21 protein-coding genes are annotated in these 16,770 nt (G+C 70.9%); 10 read left to right on the forward strand and 11 right to left on the reverse strand.

Annotated elements, in window-relative coordinates; all coding sequences use genetic code 11:
- The first annotated feature begins 176 nt into the window (after nt 1-176).
- Nucleotides 177-980 carry an aminoglycoside phosphotransferase gene (locus tag AB0P06_RS24305; protein ID WP_363610677.1) on the forward strand — a complete coding sequence of 268 codons (804 nt, stop codon included), beginning with the start codon at nt 177-179 and terminating at the stop codon, nt 978-980.
- Between the two features lie 75 nt (nt 981-1,055).
- On the opposite strand, the gene AB0P06_RS24310 is transcribed toward AB0P06_RS24305, so the two are convergent.
- Nucleotides 1,056-1,322 carry a winged helix-turn-helix domain-containing protein gene (locus AB0P06_RS24310; RefSeq protein ID WP_363610679.1) on the reverse strand — a complete coding sequence of 89 codons (267 nt, stop codon included), beginning with the start codon at nt 1,320-1,322 and terminating at the stop codon, nt 1,056-1,058.
- On the opposite strand from AB0P06_RS24310, the gene AB0P06_RS24315 reads away from it, so the two are divergent.
- The 3 genes from AB0P06_RS24315 to AB0P06_RS24325 all read left to right on the forward strand — a co-directional run bounded on the left by AB0P06_RS24315 (nt 1,321) and on the right by AB0P06_RS24325 (nt 2,506).
- Nucleotides 1,321-1,515: a hypothetical protein gene (locus tag AB0P06_RS24315; RefSeq protein WP_363610681.1), complete on the forward strand. Its 195-nt coding sequence runs from the start codon at nt 1,321-1,323 to the stop codon at nt 1,513-1,515. The genes AB0P06_RS24310 and AB0P06_RS24315 overlap by 2 nt on opposite strands.
- Before the next feature lie 72 nt (nt 1,516-1,587).
- Entirely contained in the window at nt 1,588-2,268 is a 681-nt protein-coding gene (locus AB0P06_RS24320) for a hypothetical protein (protein ID WP_363610683.1), read from the forward strand.
- 49 nt (nt 2,269-2,317) lie between these two features.
- Nucleotides 2,318-2,506: a hypothetical protein gene (locus tag AB0P06_RS24325; protein WP_363610685.1), complete on the forward strand. Its 189-nt coding sequence runs from the start codon at nt 2,318-2,320 to the stop codon at nt 2,504-2,506.
- A 263-nt stretch (nt 2,507-2,769) separates the two neighbouring features.
- Here AB0P06_RS24325 and AB0P06_RS24330 read toward each other — a convergent pair whose 3' ends face one another.
- From AB0P06_RS24330 to AB0P06_RS24340, 3 genes are all read right to left on the reverse strand, one after another.
- Nucleotides 2,770-3,105 (reverse strand): hypothetical protein, encoded by a 336-nt coding sequence (locus tag AB0P06_RS24330; protein ID WP_363610687.1) that lies wholly within the window; start codon nt 3,103-3,105, stop codon nt 2,770-2,772.
- 64 nt (nt 3,106-3,169) lie between these two features.
- On the reverse strand, nt 3,170-3,370 hold the full coding sequence (locus AB0P06_RS24335) for a DUF397 domain-containing protein (RefSeq protein ID WP_363610689.1): 201 nt from the start codon (nt 3,368-3,370) through the stop codon (nt 3,170-3,172).
- On the reverse strand, nt 3,367-4,179 hold the full coding sequence (locus AB0P06_RS24340) for a helix-turn-helix transcriptional regulator (protein WP_363610691.1): 813 nt from the start codon (nt 4,177-4,179) through the stop codon (nt 3,367-3,369). The genes AB0P06_RS24335 and AB0P06_RS24340 overlap by 4 nt, the downstream gene beginning before the upstream one ends.
- A 163-nt stretch (nt 4,180-4,342) precedes the next feature.
- On the opposite strand from AB0P06_RS24340, the gene AB0P06_RS24345 reads away from it, so the two are divergent.
- From AB0P06_RS24345 to AB0P06_RS24370, 6 genes are all read left to right on the forward strand, one after another.
- Nucleotides 4,343-4,762: an ATP-binding protein gene (locus tag AB0P06_RS24345; protein WP_363610693.1), complete on the forward strand. Its 420-nt coding sequence runs from the start codon at nt 4,343-4,345 to the stop codon at nt 4,760-4,762.
- A 641-nt stretch (nt 4,763-5,403) separates the two neighbouring features.
- Nucleotides 5,404-6,102 (forward strand): 7-cyano-7-deazaguanine synthase QueC, encoded by a 699-nt coding sequence (queC, locus tag AB0P06_RS24350; protein ID WP_363610695.1) that lies wholly within the window; start codon nt 5,404-5,406, stop codon nt 6,100-6,102.
- On the forward strand, nt 6,099-6,734 hold the full coding sequence (gene queE, locus AB0P06_RS24355) for a 7-carboxy-7-deazaguanine synthase (protein WP_363610697.1): 636 nt from the start codon (nt 6,099-6,101) through the stop codon (nt 6,732-6,734). Before queC ends, queE begins: the two co-directional genes overlap by 4 nt.
- Nucleotides 6,734-7,243, forward strand: coding sequence for a 6-carboxytetrahydropterin synthase (locus tag AB0P06_RS24360; RefSeq protein WP_363610699.1), 510 nt, complete (start codon nt 6,734-6,736; stop codon nt 7,241-7,243). The genes queE and AB0P06_RS24360 overlap by 1 nt, the downstream gene beginning before the upstream one ends.
- A 42-nt stretch (nt 7,244-7,285) precedes the next feature.
- Nucleotides 7,286-7,945, forward strand: coding sequence for a GTP cyclohydrolase I (gene folE / locus AB0P06_RS24365; RefSeq protein WP_363610701.1), 660 nt, complete (start codon nt 7,286-7,288; stop codon nt 7,943-7,945).
- 132 nt (nt 7,946-8,077) lie between these two features.
- The gene (locus AB0P06_RS24370; RefSeq protein WP_363610703.1) at nt 8,078-9,187 is read left to right on the forward strand and encodes a glycosyltransferase family 4 protein; all 1,110 of its coding nucleotides are present in this window, start codon (nt 8,078-8,080) and stop codon (nt 9,185-9,187) included.
- A gap of 173 nt (nt 9,188-9,360) precedes the next feature.
- Here the strand turns inward: AB0P06_RS24370 and AB0P06_RS24375 are convergent, their stop codons facing one another.
- The 7 genes from AB0P06_RS24375 to AB0P06_RS24405 form a co-directional block, all read right to left on the reverse strand.
- Nucleotides 9,361-10,251, reverse strand: coding sequence for a methyltransferase domain-containing protein (locus AB0P06_RS24375; RefSeq protein ID WP_363610705.1), 891 nt, complete (start codon nt 10,249-10,251; stop codon nt 9,361-9,363).
- Between the two features lie 176 nt (nt 10,252-10,427).
- A complete protein-coding gene (locus AB0P06_RS24380) occupies nt 10,428-11,771 on the reverse strand; it encodes a hypothetical protein (protein WP_363610707.1) in 1,344 nt (447 codons plus the stop codon).
- Nucleotides 11,772-11,949: 178 nt separating this feature from the next.
- Nucleotides 11,950-12,135: a hypothetical protein gene (locus AB0P06_RS24385; protein WP_363610709.1), complete on the reverse strand. Its 186-nt coding sequence runs from the start codon at nt 12,133-12,135 to the stop codon at nt 11,950-11,952.
- Nucleotides 12,136-12,159: 24 nt separating this feature from the next.
- Complete coding sequence (locus AB0P06_RS24390; RefSeq protein ID WP_363610711.1) at nt 12,160-13,350, reverse strand: hypothetical protein; 1,191 nt, start codon at nt 13,348-13,350, stop codon at nt 12,160-12,162.
- Between the two features lie 399 nt (nt 13,351-13,749).
- The gene (locus AB0P06_RS24395) at nt 13,750-15,354 is read right to left on the reverse strand and encodes a gamma-glutamyltransferase (RefSeq protein ID WP_363610713.1); all 1,605 of its coding nucleotides are present in this window, start codon (nt 15,352-15,354) and stop codon (nt 13,750-13,752) included.
- 53 nt (nt 15,355-15,407) lie between these two features.
- Nucleotides 15,408-16,175 (reverse strand): FCD domain-containing protein, encoded by a 768-nt coding sequence (locus AB0P06_RS24400; RefSeq protein ID WP_363610715.1) that lies wholly within the window; start codon nt 16,173-16,175, stop codon nt 15,408-15,410.
- A gap of 89 nt (nt 16,176-16,264) precedes the next feature.
- Nucleotides 16,265-16,759: a RidA family protein gene (locus AB0P06_RS24405; RefSeq protein WP_363610717.1), complete on the reverse strand. Its 495-nt coding sequence runs from the start codon at nt 16,757-16,759 to the stop codon at nt 16,265-16,267.
- Nucleotides 16,760-16,770 lie beyond the last annotated feature (11 nt).

Here is a 16,770-nt window from a genome sequence, read left to right on the forward strand (position 1 = left end):
CAGTTGCGCTCGCGTCACACACCACGGTCTACCGGATCAGGACCCGCCGCGAAGGTGAATCACACAGATTGATCACGACCGAATACGCGCCCTAGCGTGACGTGTCCCTGGGTGGGTTCCCGGCGTTTCAGCCTGGGGCCCGGCCGGGGCCTGCCACGACAGACGAACGGACGACTGTGACCACATCCCGAATCCCGTACGCGGACCTGCCTGTTACGGCACGCAGGGCCGTCGAGGCGCACACCGGCCCGGTCCTGAAGGTGGAGTCGGAGACCGAGGGCTTCAACAGCTCGATCGCCGCCCGTCTGATGTCGCCGACTGGCATGTACTACGTGAAGGGGCTGCGGGCAGACCACCGACGAGCGTGGACTCAGGCCCGAGAGGCGGAAGTGAACCCGTATGTGCGAGGGATCGCACCCGCCTTGGTCGCCCGTGTCGAATCCGACGGGTGGGACCTGTTGATCTTCGAAGCGGTCGACGGACACCACGCCGACTACCGGCCTGGCTCACCCGACCTGCCGAAGGTCGTTGCCACACTGCGGCGTCTGTCGGAGATCCCTTGCCCACCGATCGAACTACGGCGCGCGGAGCAGCGACTCGCCCGGTACGCCGCACGGCCGGAAGACCTTGATCAGTTCGCTGGGGAGGCGCTGCTTCACACCGACTGGCACAACACGAACGTCCTCGTGACCGACCAGAGCGCCCAACTCGTTGACTGGGCCTGGGCCACCAAGGGCGCCCCGTGGCTGGATGCCGGGTACTGGGCGCTCTGGCTGATCGCGTTCGGGCACGACCCCGCCTCGGCCGAAGGATGGGCCGCCCGCGTTCCGACATGGCAGGCGGCGTCCGCCGAGGAGGTCAACGCGTTCGCTGTCGCCAACGCCAACATGTGGGACGAGATCGGCGAGGACGACCCCGACCCGTGGACGACCCGCATGGTCGGCGCCGCCCGCACATGGCGCGACTACCGGAAGGCGTGATCGGCCCCGGAACAGCCCCGGCTGTCCCCTCCCGTCGTGGAGAGGTGGCCGGGGCGTCATCGATTCCGGCTGGACCTACGCGTTGGGCTCGCTCTCGCCCTCGCGGTCCACCACGAACGTTCCGCGCTGCGGGAGGGTCCGGACCCACCCCTCGTCGCGCAGGAACTCGACCGCATGCCGTGCGGTGTTCCGGGCCACCCCGTAGGTCTGTATCAAGGCCGACTCGGACGGCACCCGCCCGCCGGGGCGCAGTTCGCCCGACCGGATGGCCCGGATCACATCGGCAGCGATCTGCTGGTACGGGTGCTCTTCGGCGTCCGGGTCGATAGGTGTGGCAGCCATGACGCAGAGCCTAGGCGTCTCGGCACGTCCTCGCGCGTGCCGGTACGAGTCAGAACGTATCTGTGCCGACAACGGCCCCGACGTCACCGCTGTGGGCGCCCAGGAGGCCGCCAGCCCCGGACAGGTCCTCTTCGCCTGCCCCCGCTGCGCCCCCGCCGTACGTGCCGTCTTCGCCATCGGCGACGACCGGTAGTCCACGCCACAACCACCCCGCCCGGCCGTCTGCCGGGCGGGGTTTCAAAGGCCCCTCGCTGTATCCCGAACGGTGTGCACTTCGGGCGAACGGCGCCACGCGTCCGCGGGCCGCTTCTGGCACGCCGCTCTCCACAACGCCCACACCGCCCACCAGCGCGACCTCGGCGCGGGCATCCTGTCCGATCTCGCGTATCAACTGCTGTGGCTCAAGGACGCACGAGCCGCCGCCGACATCCTCGACCACGCCATCCCTCGGACTCAGCACCCCACCGCGCGGTCCCTCCTTCACCTGCGACAGGCCCGCGCCCTCGCCGTGCTCGACGAGGGCGGCCTGTGCCGCCGGGCCCTCGCCGCCGCAGAGAAGGCGATGGATACCCCGCCGTATGATCCCGCACCCGCCTGGTGCTCGTGGATGTCGCACGCCGACCTGGCCGCGGACAGCGGCCGTTGCCTCGCGGACCTCGGTCAGCGCCGCCAGGCCCACCAGCTCATGGACGAGGGCATTGCTTTGCTGCCCGCCACCCGCTCCAAGACCAGATCCGTGTTCCTGACCTACCAGGCCGAGACCTACCTCCGCGACGGCGAACCCGACATCGCCGCGGAGACCGCCACACGCTCCCTCGACCTGGCCAGCCGGATCGACGCCCCCAGGTGCGTGACGATGATCCGCGACCTCGAACCAGAGCTGTCGCGATACACGCAGACCGCTTCCGTCGCCGAACTGCTCGAACGGCTTCGAGCGGTCGGTTGAAGCTTCGCCGCCGGCTGCCCACTCCTGCTTGTGGAGTTCGAACAGATGGTTGGACCGCACGGAGTACGAGGTGGTGCGGTCCGGCCCCCGCCGGCTGTGGGACGAGGTGGCCGCCGCGTACCGGTGGTGGGCCGACCAGGACCGCCCCGGGTACGAGCGGTTCGGCCTGACGGTCACCCCGGAGGGTCAGACGGCCTGGCTCGACTCTCCTGACCACCCGGTTCCGCGGCAGAGCTGACGGGCCGCCCTCGCCCCGGGCCCTACCGGCGGCCTGGCAGCGCCACCCAGATCCGGTCCCGCCCGTGCACGCCACAGCGGCGCACGGGCGGGGCTTCGCCTACCGTTGCGCACGCTGGTCACTCACCACGAACCAGCGGGTCAAAGGCAATGTGCACTCTTGTTCGCTTCGCCAACGCCGGGTGGGTACGGGGAGGCTGCTCGCTCACAGATCGGCGGGGTCATAGCCGAACGGGAGGAGCCCCCAGCGCTCCCAGTCCCGGATCATGCGTGGTGCAGCACCCACCGGATGCGGCTGATCGGCGTCCAGCAGCTCGGTGACGTCGTCGTGCTGCGATACGCGCCCAAGCAGGAATCCGTCTGAGCCTCGCCGTCAAGCCTGGCTGCCCGCCCAGCGCCGGTCGACGTGGGCGTTCCTGTGGTGACGGCGCAGTGGTCAAGCCCTCGCCCGGCGGCGCGCCGCCGGGCGAGGGCCGGGACAGCTGCTGCCTTCTCCGTCGGCAGGACGTCCCGGAGGATCCGGGCGGACCGACGGGCGTTGGGGCAGTGGATGACCTCTTCCGGCGTCACGGTGAGGTCGACTCTCACGTCGTTGGTCATATGTGCTGACTGTGGCGGTACTTGGGTGGGTGGGAGGTGGCTACCCACCCATTCCACTAGAAGGTCACTCGACCGCCGACACCGGAGCTTCGGCCGCGAAGGTGAGGAAGGCGGCCCAGGCGGAGGGCGAGAAGGCGAGCTGCGGGCCGGCCTTGTCCTTGGAGTCCCGGACGTGGACGAGGTTGGGGTGGGCAGCCACCTCGACGCAGTTGCCGCCCTCGTAGTCGCTGTAGCTGGACCGGATCCACGGTGCTGCGACGCTCATAGTTGCTCCGCTACCTTTCTGATGAACTGCATGGAATCCTCAACGCTGAGGGCTTGCGCGCGGATTATCGCGTGCCGCGTGCTGAGCTCGCTCACGACCTTCGGGTCGGAGTGGAGTGCGTTCGTTCCATGGGTTTCCACATATACGTAGTGCTCGTGATTGACCGTCTCTATGACAACCATCGATCCGGAGAGGGCCGAGGGGATGGCCCGGTCGATGGTCAGGATCTGGACTCGCACATTGCGCAACTGTTCGGTCTCCAGCAGGCGGTGCAGCTGTCGCTGCATCGTTCCTGGGCCGCCCAGGCCGGCGTGGAGGGCCGCCTCGTAGATCACGAAGCTGTACAGCACGGTGGGGCGGAGGGTCAGCTTCTCCTGTCGGAGCATCCGAGCCTTGACGCGATCCTCGACCGTCGCATCGTCCACGGGCGGCATGGTGTTGCTCAAGATCGCTCTCGCATACTCCTCCGTCTGTAGCAGGCCGGGGATGTAGAGAGGCTCATACGAGTACATCGCGATGGCCTCGTCTTCGGCGTCGCGGTACGAGTCGGTGCGAGTAGGCGGGCTCTCCGAGGCCAGGTACTGGTAGGCCCCGAGCAGCATGCCTCGTGCGTTGCACAACTCGTCGGCAACGGTGAGGAGCTTCAGTGAAGGCTTCCTTCGTCCGGCCTCCATCGACCGCACGCTCTCGCAGTCGTAGTTCGAGGCTGTGCTCAACTCATCTCGAGTGACACCGGCTTGGGCGCGCCAGCGCTTGATTTGGTCGCCGCAGTACTTCCATGCCGTCGGGTTCTGCTTGGGCGTGGCCATCTCCGGATCCCCTCCTCGTGCCGGTCAACCTGCGGTGCAAGTGCTGAGGTACCGGCGTCGTAACTCCCGAGGCTATGCCCGGTTGCCGACGCTTGGAACGTGCAATGGCCGAACTTCGCCCCACGGAGTGAGGCCCGACCTCCCCATGCCCCCAAGGACACTGATGATCACTCAGGCTGTCGACATCGAGTGGATGTTCCCCCGCCACCCCCGCAGCGCCGGCCGGGCCCGCGTCCAACTGCTCCGGCAGGCCTACGTCTGGCAGGTCGCCGACGAGACCACCGAGATCGCCGTCCTCCTTCTCAGCGAGCTGGTCACCAACGCCTGCCGGCACGCCCGTGGCCCGCGTGACCGTCTCGTGGGTGTCCGCTGCCTGATCGTCGACGACCTGCTCCGGGTCGAGGTCACCGACGCCAATGAGGACCTTCCCCAGCCCCGCGAGGCCGCCCTCGACGACGAGGCCGGCCGCGGCCTGCACCTCGTCGACGCCCTCGCCGACTCCTGGGGCGCCCACCTCCGCGGTGAGGGCTACCGCGGCAAGACCGTGTGGTTCCAACTGAAGCTCTGGGGCGGCGCGCTGTAGCGGCCGCGCGCCTGGGGGCCGGTCTCCCGGTGCAGGCTCTGATAAACATTTCAAGGTCATCCGGGCATTCCTCCTGCCCTTTCGGGCAATGCGTGGCCGAATTCCCTTTCGGTGGCCGATTCCCCGCGCCTCTCGCTCAATTCGGCCGGGCCGGAACTCCGGCCTGGCCGAATCCATGCCAGTCGTGGACAGTCTTTCGGTAACGGGCGGGGTGGGCGGATGGCAAGGTGATGGCGGCGTACCCCGATTGGTCAAGACCACTGCGATCTGCCCTGATCCATGCTGCGGAATGGTAAACCTCCACTTGTGGGCGGCGTACGGCCTGACCTGGCATGTCCGTTCTCGACCCGCCGTCTCGTGGTCTGGACCGCGCAAACCGGCCAACTCCTTGACAGGGCCATGCTGCCCATTGAAAGCTGGATGAGCTGCCGGAATCTCCCTGGGTTTCGGCTGTTGAAAATTTTACCGGCCGGCCGGTTCCGCGGTGTTCGAGTCCCTGTGCGCCCCCGTGAACGCACGTACTTCGAATGCCGCAGAGTCATGCGTCGTTACGCCGGATTCAACTTCGTTTCCATTTCTGATGCACCACCAACCCTCGACTGGCCCCGTCATGCCGTAATCGACCGAAGAGTGGAATCACTATGGGGAAACCTGCCATCGTGCTGCTGAGTGGCGGCCTCGACTCGACCACGAGTCTGGCGATCGCCAAGGACCAGGGCTTCACGCCCTACGCGCTGAGCTTCCGCTACGGCCAGCGCCACTCCGTCGAACTGGCGGCCGCGCAGCGGGTCGCCCAGCGGCAGGGGGTGGAGCGGCACGTCATCGCCGACATCGACCTGCGGGTGTTCGGCGGCTCAGCCCTCACCGACGACATCGAGGTCCCCAAGGGCCGGAGCGACGAGGAGATGGAGAGCGGCATCCCGCTCACCTACGTCCCCGCGCGCAACACCATCTTCCTCTCCTTCGCGCTCTCCTACGCCGAGGTCGTCGGGGCGCTGGACATCTTCACCGGCGTCACCGCCGTCGACTACAGCGGCTACCCCGACTGCCGCCCGGAGTACCTGGCGGCGTACGAGGCGATGGCCAACCTCGCCACCAAGTCGACGGCCGACGGCGAGCACCGCATCCGCCTGCACTCGCCGCTGCTGCACCTGTCCAAGGCGGACATCATCCGCACCGGCATCGGGCTCGGCGTCGACTACGCCCTGACCTCCAGCTGCTACGACCCGGACGAGGACGCCCGCGCCTGCGGCCAGTGCGACACCTGCCGGCTGCGGCTCAAGGGCTTCAGCGAGGCCGGCATCGCCGACCCGGTCCGCTACCAGGGCGTGTCGGCATGACCTACCTCGTCAAGGAGATCTTCTACACGCTCCAGGGAGAGGGCCGGCACGCCGGCCGCCCGGCGGTCTTCTGCCGCTTCTCCCGCTGCAACCTGTGGACCGGGCTGGAGAAGGACCGCCACCGGGCGATCTGCCAGTTCTGCGACACCGACTTCGTGGGCACCGACGGCGAGAACGGCGGCCGGTTCGCCACCCCGGAGGACCTCGCCGCCGCCGTCGAACGAGTGTGGGCGCCGGACGCCAGCGAGCAGCGGTTCGTCGTCATCACCGGCGGCGAACCCCTGCTCCAGCTCGACGCCCCCGCCGTCGACGCCCTGCACGACCGGGGCTTCGAGGTCTCGGTGGAGACCAACGGCACCCGGACGCCGCCGCCCGGCATCGACTGGCTCTGCGTCAGCCCGAAGCTCGGCTCCGAGATGATCGTCGAGCGGGGCAACGAGCTGAAGCTGGTCTACCCGCAGGAGAACGGCGAACCGTCCCAGTTCGAGCACCTGGCGTTCGAGTCCTTCCGCCTCCAGCCCATGGACGGCCCCGACATCGAGGCCAACACCCGCGCAGCCGTCCAGTACTGCCTGGACCACCCGCTCTGGAACTTCTCCCTGCAAACCCACAAGTACCTGGGGATTTCCTGATGAGTACGTTGCTTCTGCCCGGTGGGGCGGCGGCCCGGCACACCGTGTCGGTGCGGCACAACTTCGAGACCGCGCACCGGCTTCCGCACCTGGAAGGCAAGTGCGTCCACTTCCACGGGCACTCCTGGTGGATGCAGGCCAGCATCTCGGCGCCGGCCCTCGCCGACGGCACGGTGGTGGAGTTCGGCGCGTTCAAGGCGCGGATCCGCTCGTGGATCGACACCCACCTCGACCACGGCGCCATGCTGGGCGCCGACGACCCGCTCGCCGCGGTGCTGACCGAGCACAAGAGCAAGCTCTTCCGCTTCGGCGCCGCCGACCCGACCCCGGCCGAACGACTCGCCGAAGGACTGTCGTACCCGACCGTCGAGGCCGTCGCCGAACTGCTCGCCAGGGTCGCCGACGAGGCGCTGCGCTCGTTGGACAGTGCGCCCGGCGCGTTCGTCCAGGAGGTCCTGGTGAACGAGACCCACGTCAATGCCGCGGGATGGCGCAATGTGCCGGCCTGAGCTCGGCCGGCCGTCCCCGTTGTCCACCGAGGAGTTCACGACATGACCAGTATCGACAGCCCGGCTCTCACCGGATCGGCTCTCACCGGGGCCGCCCTCTCCGGGGCCGAGCTCTCCGGCGAGGCCGCCCTGGACCAGGCCACCGCCCACGCGCGCGCCATGCTCACGTCGCTCGGCATCGACTGCGACAGCGCGTCCACCCGGCGCACCCCCTACCGGTTCGTGAAGGCCCTGGCCGAGATGACCGACGGGCTGCGCCAGGACCCGACCCGGCACCTGAAGGTGCAGTTCCCGGCCGAGTCCGTCAACCAGGGGATCATCGCCGCCGTCGACGTCCCCTTCGTCGCCGTGTGCGAGCACCACGTCCTGCCGTTCCTCGGCCGGGCGACCGTCGCCTACCTCCCGGCGCCGGGCGCCCACATCGTCGGCCTCTCCAAGCTCGCCCGGGTGCTCCAGGAGTACGCGGCCAGGCCGCAGGTGCAGGAGCGGCTCGGCGAGCAGGTGGTCGAGGCGCTCAGCAAGCACCTGACCTCGCTCGGCGCGGCCTGCCTGATCCGCTCCGAACACGCCTGCCTCACCCTGCGCGGGGCCGAGGCGCACGGGGCGGTCATGGTGACCAGCCACCTGTCCGGGGAGTTCACCACGGACCAGGGCCTGCGCGCGCAGGTCCTCGCCCTGGCGCCCGCCCACACCGGGCGCTGACCGCTCCCCGCACGACCACCCGGCGGCGGCGCCCCTTCGGCGCCGCCGCCAGGCGCCTTCGCCCCCGATCCGACCTGCTCCGACCTGCTCCGACTTGCTCCGACCTGCTCCGACCCTGAACGGACCACGCGCGTGAACATCGCCTTCGTGCTGCTGACCCACAACCCCGACGAACCGGCCGGGATCGAGCGCAGCATCGCCTCGCTCGCCGACGGCCTGCGCGAACTGGGCCACCGCGCCCTCATCGTGGCGGCCGGCCCGGCCCACCCGGCCGACGACCCCGACCTGCTCCGCCTGAGCAGCCTCGCCCTGCCGCGCCCCGTCCAGTACGACGAGGTGATGCGCCTGCTCGCCGAACCCGCCGCCGTCGACCGGGAGGTGCGGGACCTGCTCACCGCCCACCGGGTCGACCTGGTCTGCTGGGTCGACGCGGGCGCCGGCCTCGGCTTCCTCAACCCCGCCCCGCCCGGCGTGCGCACCGCGCTGATGGTGCACTTCCTGCGCACCGACGACGCGATGCACGAGAGCCTCAAGCACCAGCCGGGCGTCGTCCTGCCGGTCAGCGACTTCCTGACCGGCGAGGCCGCCCGCGCCGGGCTCGACACCACCGGCTGGCAGGCCCTGCCCAACGCCCTGCTGCACCACAGTGCGCCGCCCACCGCCGAGGAGCGCGAGCGGCTGCGGCGCACCGGCCCGGTGCGGACGCTCTCCCGGGCCGATCCGCAGAAGGGCGTCGCCGAGCTGCTCCGCGCCTACCCCGCCGAAGGGCTCGGCCGGCCCGTCCAGATCGTGCTGGCGGCGGCCGGGTTCGAGTTCTGGCCCGGCATGCAGGAGCAGGTGATCAGCGAATGCCGCGCCCTGGCCGCCGGCCTGCCGGACGTCGAGATCCTGCCCGCCCTGCCCTGGCAGGAGGTGCAGCCGTTCCTCGCGGGCGCCGCCGTCACCGTGATGGGCTCGAACGCGCCGGAGACCTTCGGCAACGTCGCCGCCGAGTCGCTGTCGGTGGGCACGCCGGTGGTCGGGTACGGGCTCGGGCACCTGCCCGTGCTCACCGGCGGGGCGGGCCGGATGGTGGAGCTGGAGCAGGGGCCGGAGGGGATCTGGCGGGCGCTGCGGGAGCTGGTCGACGACCCGGAGGCCTACCACGCGGCCGTCGGGCAGGCGCCGCGGCAGGTCGCCGACCAGACGCCGGTCGCGGTCGCGCGGGCGTTCCTGCGGGCGGCGGCGCCGGACGCGGTCTGAGCGGCTGCGTGCTTGAGCGGCCACGTGGTTGAGCGGCCGGTGCGGTGGAGTGGTCATCGCGTCTGAGCGGCCATGTGTCTGAGCGGCCATGTGTCTGAGCGGCCATGTGTCTGAGCGGCCACACGGCTGAGGGCCCCCGGGGTGTCCGGGGGCCCTCAACCGGCCTGTGGGGGTCAGGACTTGGCGGCCGATCCGGGCCGGGCGACCAGGACGGCACCCTGGTCCCCGATCGCGTGCGGGCGGCGTGCGAAGTGGCGGCGCAGCGCGGGCGCGATCGCCTGCCGCATCGCCCCGGCGTCCGGGTGGTCCTCGTACCAGAAGTTGACCAGCGTCGTCGTCGCCGCCCGGACCCGGTCGTCCAGGTCGGGCTCGGGGAAGTGCAGCGCGGCCTCCGTCCGGTACAGCGAGAAGTCGTGGAACCCGTGCGTGCTCAGCAACTCGGCCGCGGTGGCCAGCAGATAGCCCTGGTGGTCATGGGGCTCGCCGGCCAGCGGGACGCAGGTCTCGTTGAGGATGCTCACCAGCTCGTTGTCGTCGGCGCCGCCGATCAGTACGACCTTCGCCTCCGGGTCGGTGCGGTCGCAGACCCGCGCCAACTCGGCGACGGACCGCTCCAGATCGTCCACGTAGGGCAGGATCCAGGTGGCGAACACCACGTCGAACGAGGCGTCCGGGAACGGCAGCGACTCCGCGTGCCCGGGGATGATCTCGATCGTGCCGGTGCCGCCCTCCTCCGCGCGCTCGGTGAGCGTCGCCACCCGCTGGCTGTGCGGCTCGACGGTGGTGCAGTGGCCCAGCTGGACGGCCACGGCGCGGGTGAGGTCACCGGTGCCGCCGCCGACGTCGAGCGCGCGCTTGTTGGCGGCGGTGGTGGAGCAGATCAGCGAGATCTCCTCCCGGCGCTCCAGCCGGCTGGTGAAGTCCAGCCAGCCGCCGTGACTCAGCCGGTGCGGCCCGCGATAGGCGGCCGGCATGCGGTCGGCCGGCCCGCACAGCGGATGCGTGCGCACACCCGTGGCGTCGAGGCCGGTGGAAACCAGTGCGGTGGATATCGGCGCGTTCAAATTAGAGCTCCCCTGAGGAGATTGTTCACGGGTGCATTCCATTGTGGCGCAGGGTGTCTCCATCGTAGCCATTGGCGGTGGCCAGTCAATGGTGGTCCGGAAAGGTCTGATGAAATGGCTTGGAATGGACCTCTCGGTACGACCGGACAGTGCCCCGGCATTCACTGGAGCCGAATTCAAGGTTTACTGCGAGGGGTGACCGGTGATTCCAGGCAGGTGGCGAGCGCCGTCTGATTCGCCAGGAAGCGCGTCGCCACCGCGATGCTCCGTGACTCCGCTATCGAACTGCCGCGGACTTCCTGGAGGATCCTGCGCAGGGCGACCAGGTCGTACCGCCGCACGACCTCGATGATCGCGGTTTCGGCCAGCGGCCCGAGGCGGGCGCCCGGCACGATCGACCGGGTGCACAGGTCGAGAAGTGCGGCCGCCGCCCCGGAACGGGGGCCGCCGGGCCAGGCGAGACCGGCGATCCGCCGGATCCTCCGGTCGTCGGCCTGCGGTTCGTCGGCCCGCGGCCCGTCGGCCGGTTCCGGGGCGAACCAGTGGTGGCGCCGGGAGAGGACGGCCGCGCACAGCAGCGCGTCGACGTAGGTCGTGTGGTACGAGTGGTAGAAGCGGTAGCCGGCGCGGCCGGCCGGTTCCTGCTTCGCCAGCTCCGCGTCCCGGAACGTGGGACCGGGCAGCGCCCCCCGGTCGTCGAGCACCCGGGTGCGCACCGCCCAGCCGCAGCGTGCGGCCGCCGAGGCGTGCCCCGGCAGTACCGCATCGGCCAGCAGCAATTCCCCCAGCAGGTCGAAATCGTCGATGGCCAGCGCGAAGCAGATGGTGGATCCGATCGAGGACCGGAGCCTTTCCGTGTCGATTCCCGGAATCCCGGCCGCGCCGAAGTCGGTGGCGTACATGAGGGTATGGGTGAGTGCGTAGCAGTCCTCCCGGGTGGCGTAAAGACCGTCCCGATCGGAGGCAATGGCCGACACCTCCGGACGCCACTTCGACGCCGCCCGGCCGGATTCGGCGAACGCCGGATGCGCCGCCCCGCGCCGCGCCCACTCGAATTCCAGGCGACGGAACGGCACATGCTCCTCGATGCCCACCTGGCCGGTCCCGACCGCGTTTTCCAGCAGGTGGTCCAGGTCCTCGTCCGGGCAGCCCAGGGCGGAAAGGAAAAGGTGGCCCAGGCCCAGACTCGACACCGTTCTGGGGTGGCGGGCGATCACGCAGCGCACCCGGCCGCCGCGGCACCTCCGTACGCACTCGTCGACGAGCCGCCGCCAGGCCTCGCCGTCCCGGTGACCCGGAATCCGGCCGGTCACCAGCAGGAGCATCGCCGTCTCGATGGCGACCTTGTCCTCCTTGCGGACCATCTCGCCGGGGTCGTCGTGCCAGTGGGCGGCGTAGTCGTCCAGGTGTCGCAGCTGCCCGGCGGCGAACTCCAGTACCTCGTCGATCCGGTGGTGCAGATACTCCGCCCGGGGGGCCGCACCGGGCGGGGCGGTCAGGCGGTCGCGCGGGCCGGCCATGGTGATGAACCTCCGCCGGGCGTCCGGTCCCCTTGTTCGTGGGTCCGCTTGTTCGGGGCGGCCTTGTTCGGGGTGGCCTTGTTCGGGGTGGCCTTGTTCGGGGGTGGCCGCAGGGCCGGTGGCGATGGCGCCCCGACTCCTGCGGTCACCGTGTGCCGGTTGTCGACGATGCCATTCCTCATTCCTCAAGCGGGCGGACTACGACGCAGTAGTTGGGATTGCATGCCACGAACGACTGGGTCTGCTTCTCGCTGTTGATCACCTCGGGCGTCAGATGCCCGCGGAGCTTCTCCGCCAAATTGATCAACTCGCTGTCGGACAGCTCCTGGGCAAGCTTCTGCAGGTCCACCTGGCGTTCGGTCATCGCTCCCACCTCCTTTCCGTTCGGCTAGCGGAACAGCCGCTGCAGAGTGGGGGACCGCAGCAGGATGTCCGTGATCTTCTCGATGAGACGCGGATGGTATTCCGGGCGCCCGCCCAGCTCGTGGACCACGCGTTCGGCCGGGCTCCCGCCCAGCAGGAGACGAAGGATCTCCGGCAGCGGCTCGACGGGATCGATCCCGTCGGCCTGGGAGAGCAGATCGCCGATCCCCGCAGCCATCCGCCCGACCGGATCGGCCCCGTACCGTGCGGCGAAGGCGTCCAGGGAGCCCCGGCGGTCCAGGCCGTTCAGCGCGAGCGCCAGCACGAGCCGCGCCTCGGGGGAGTTCACCCGGCGGCGCAGGGCCGTCAGCCGGTGGTCGCGCACCACCTCGCGGGCGGCTGCCCGCAAGGGGTCGGCGAACTCCGCCCGCCGGTCGGCGACGAGGCCGATCGCCTCCTCGGTGAAGGCGCCGTCGAGGTCCAGCCCGCACACGTCCAGCAGGACGGTGACGGCGGAGACGAGATCGTCCGTGGCGAGGGAGCGCCGGACGGCCTCCCGCAGCCCCTTCTCGTCCTCCTGCCGTAAGAGGTGCAGCAGTTGGAGCCGGCGGGTGAGCGACGGGTCCTCGTCGAACGGGTTGACCGAGAGCGACGGTGGACAGTACTCGTACTGGGGCTGAGCGCCGGGGTCGGACCGGGTCCGGACGACCAGCGTCGCCGACGGCTGGTCGAGGTGGAACAGCGCGTGCGCGCCCCGGGCGCCCGGCAGGATCGGGCGCACATCGCCCACGGCCAGGACCTCCGACCGCAGCCGGGTCGTGCGGCCGAGGAGCAGCCGCCCCGAGATCCGCGCACTCTCGTCGAAGCGCCAGGAACTGTGCAGGCTCGACCCGTGGAGCACGCGGAAGGCGCCCTGGAACGCGTGCTCGTGGATGGACGTGGTCGACTCCAGCCAGTACAGCAGCGTCATGTGGAAGCGGCTGGTGCTGTACAGCGTGAGCGGCGGCTGGCCGAAACGGGCGTCGAGATCCGTCTGCGCCGGAAGCACCGGCTCACTCGCGGCCCGCGCGGCCAGTTCGAGCGCGTCGACCTCGTCTAAGCAGGCGGCCTCCGACAGGCGCCGCACGGCGATGCCGACGAAGGCGTCCTCCCCGAAGTCGTGCGCCCGCCACTCCCGTGCGACGGCGTCACCCAGCTCCCGGAACGGACTCCACACGTCGTTTCCAGCCACGATGACCGACGACCCATCCAGTGCACGGCGCCGACCTGGCAATGCCCACCAGGCGCAGACGCCTCGGAGGTTCGGGCATTTACAATTTTCCTACACCCCCGGGAGCCGCGCACCCGGGGGAGGCCTGCTCACTCTGCGTCAGATACCCCGGGGAGTGAATCCGCCGAGCCGAGCGGCTGAACCCGGTGCGCTCGCCAGAGGTGGAGGGCGGTCGGCAGCGCGATCGCGGCGCAGCCGCGTGCCGCGCCCGCTTCGCTGCGTCAGGCCGGACGGCGGGTCGAGGTGCCCTTCCGCCGGGCGCGCGGGGCTTCCAGCCGTGCGGAAGCCCCGGCAGGGGCTCCTCCGGTTACCAGGGCGCGCGGCCCGGGCGACCCTGTCGCGGTTTCAGGCGCGGCTGATCGCCGCCCCGTCGCTGCGCGGGTCGGCGGCGGCGTGCAACGTGCCGCCGGGGCCCACCCGGACCAGTTGGCCGTGGCCGACCTGCTCGTCGAGAGTCCCGCCGACCTGGACCTGCGCACCCATGCCGCGCAGGGAGCCGATGGCGGCGGCGGGGACGTCCGGTTCCACGAAGACGGCGTCCGTCGGCGCGTCCACCTCCATGCCGCCGACCACCCACCGGGGGCTGTGCAGGGCGGTGGTGACGGAGTCCCCGGCGTGCAGGCGCAGCGCGAGGTGGGCGTGGATCTGCGGTTGCGCCTTGCCACCCATGGTGCCGTGCGCGCCGGTGACGGCGCCGTCCCGCCGGGTCAGGACGGGCATCAGCGTGTGGGCGGGGCGGCTGCCGCCGCGCAGGTGGTTGGGGGCGCCCGGGAGCAGGCTGAAGAACGACCCCCGGTTGTGCAGGACGACACCGGTGGCCGGGTCGAGGATGCCGGATCCGAAACTGTGGAAGAGGCTCTGGATCAGGGAGACCGCGTTGCCTTCGGCGTCCATGGCGACCACGGCGACGGTGTCGCCGCTGGGGCGGGCGGCCTGCGCGGCTGCGGTCGGGGAGGGCCCGCCGGGGTGGGCGTCCGGGTCGGTGGCGGCCTCGGCGATCCGGGCGATCCGGGCGGCGCCGAGCAGGTCGTCGACGGGGACGGGCGCGTACCGGGGGTCGGCGAGGAAGGTGTCCCGGTCGTTCGCGGCCTGTCGGAAGACGCGGGCGAGCACGGCCGCGTCGGCTCCGAGCAGGTCGAGGCCCGGATCGAGGCGTTCCACGGCGCCGAGGATCTGCAGCAAGTGCTGGCCCTGGGAGTTCGGTGGCGCGGTGAGGTACTCCTCGCCGCGGAAGGTCCGGCCGATCGGCTCGGTGGTCTCGGTGCGGTGCCGGGCGAGGTCGTCGCGGGTGATGGGCGAGCCGAGGCTCCGCAGGTGGCCGACGATCGAGGCCCCGATCTCCCCGTGGTAGAGAGCGTCCGGCCCGTGGTCGGCGATGGCCGCGAGGGTCCGGGCCAGGGCGGGCTGGACGAGCGGTTCGCCGGCGGCGAGCGGCCGGCCGGCGGCGAAGAAGACCTCGCGCATGCCCTCGTCCGGTGCGAGCAGGGGCTGTTCGAGGGTGAGGGCGTGCGCGACGCCGGGCGCGGTGGGCACCCCTTCCTGGGCGTAGGCGATGGCGCTGGTGAACAGCCGGTCGAAGGGGAGCCGTCCGGCGGTCCGGGAGAGGGTGGCCCAGCCCGCGACGACGCCGGGCACGGTGACGCTGAGCGGGCCGGTGACCGGCATCCCGCCGGCGCCGGCGAGGGCGTCCGGGTCGGCGGCCATGGGTGCCGCTCCGCTGCCGTTGACCGCGACGGGATGCCGGCCGGGCCGGGCGACCAGGGCGATCAAGTCCCCGCCGACGGCGCACTGGTGGGGGTAGACCACGGTGAGTGCGATGGCCGCGGCGATGGCCGCGTCGACGGCGTTCCCGCCGTCGCGTACGGCCTGCTCGCCGGCGGCGGTGGCGAGGGCGTGGGGGGTGGCCAGCGCGAAGGCGGTCGGGGCGGGAGCGGGTGCGTGGATGCTCATGGGAGGGGCCGTTCGTCGGGGGTGCGGATGGTACCCGGCCGGTGGGCGACCGGTCAGCGAGCGGGTCCGGGGCTCTGGCTCGGGCTCTGGTGCTCGTTCGGGCTCGCGGACTGGATGGTCTCCACGATCGCCTGGTGGACTTCGAGCAGGTGCTCGGACATGGCCTGCGCGGCCGTCTCGGAGTCCTGGCCCATGACGGCCTCCAGGATGCGTCCGTGCGCCCTCAGCGAGCTGACGAGCCGTTCGGTGCTCTGGTAGGCGGGGTTGCGGGAGAGCTCGACCCATTGGTTGGTGGTTTCCAGCAGCTGGGTCAGCAGCGGGTTGTGGGCGGCCTTGGCGAGCGCCACGTGGAACTCGCTGTCGAGTTGGACCAGGCGCGGCAGCAGGCCGTGCTTCAGCGCCCGGTCCGCCTCGGCGAGCAGGTCGCTCAGGTGCTGCAGGTCGGTGTCGGTGGCACGTACCGCCGCGCGGGCGGCGACGGGCGGCTCGACGGCGGAGCGCAGGTCCATCACCTCGTGGATGAGCCTGGCCGCCGAGTCCATGTCGCCCAGCTGCCAGTCTCGCAGGGCCGGGCGGGCGATGCCCGCCACGATGGTGCCCCGGCCGGGGCGGCGGTCCACCAGTCCGCGCAGTTCCAACTCGCGGAGCGCTTCGCGGACGGTGGCCCGGGAGACCCGCCAGGTGTCCGCCAGTTCTCGTTCGGGAGGAATGCGGTCACCCTCCGCCAGTTGTCCGTCCTCGATCAGCCGGTGGATGCGTCCGGCCAGCCGCTGCGGGCCGGAACGTGCTTCGGGAGTGATGAGCGACCAGTTGACGGACAACTGACGACCTCCATAACGGTGGGGCGGAACATGACCTACGGCGTCCATGCTCCCCGGCCGAGGACACCGGCCGGACGGCGGGAGTGGGCTCAGTCGCGGATCTCGACGGTGACCCACGCCTCGAAGGAGCTCCGCCGGGCCAGGCTCATGACGCCGATGGTGGCACGCCCACCCAGTCCGACCTCGGGGCCGAACACGTCGCGGAACAGGTCCGTGGCCCCGGAGGAGACCTTGTGGACGTCCTCGAACTCGGGCGTGGTCACCACGAAGCACAGCGACCGCACCACCGACGCGACCCGGTCGAGCGAGCCGAGGGCGTACCGGATGCCGCCCAGGCAGTTCAGCGCGGTGAGGCGGGCCGCCTGGTAGCCCTCCTCGACGGTCAGGTCCTGGCCCAGACGTCCGGCGAACCGCACGTTGCCCTGGTCGTCGTCGGCGGTGTGGCCGCCGAGGAAGAGGAGGTTGCCGGTGATGTGGTGGGGCTTCATGGAGCCGTAGTCGGCGCCGTAGTACGGGCGGCTGCTGTAGTCGGGCAGTTCCAGCCCGAGCTCCGCCACCCGCGCTTCGTAATCGGTCCGTGACATGCGCTGCTCCT

The organism is Kitasatospora sp. NPDC088351, from assembly GCF_040685575.1.
GTDB lineage: Bacteria > Actinomycetota > Actinomycetes > Streptomycetales > Streptomycetaceae > Kitasatospora.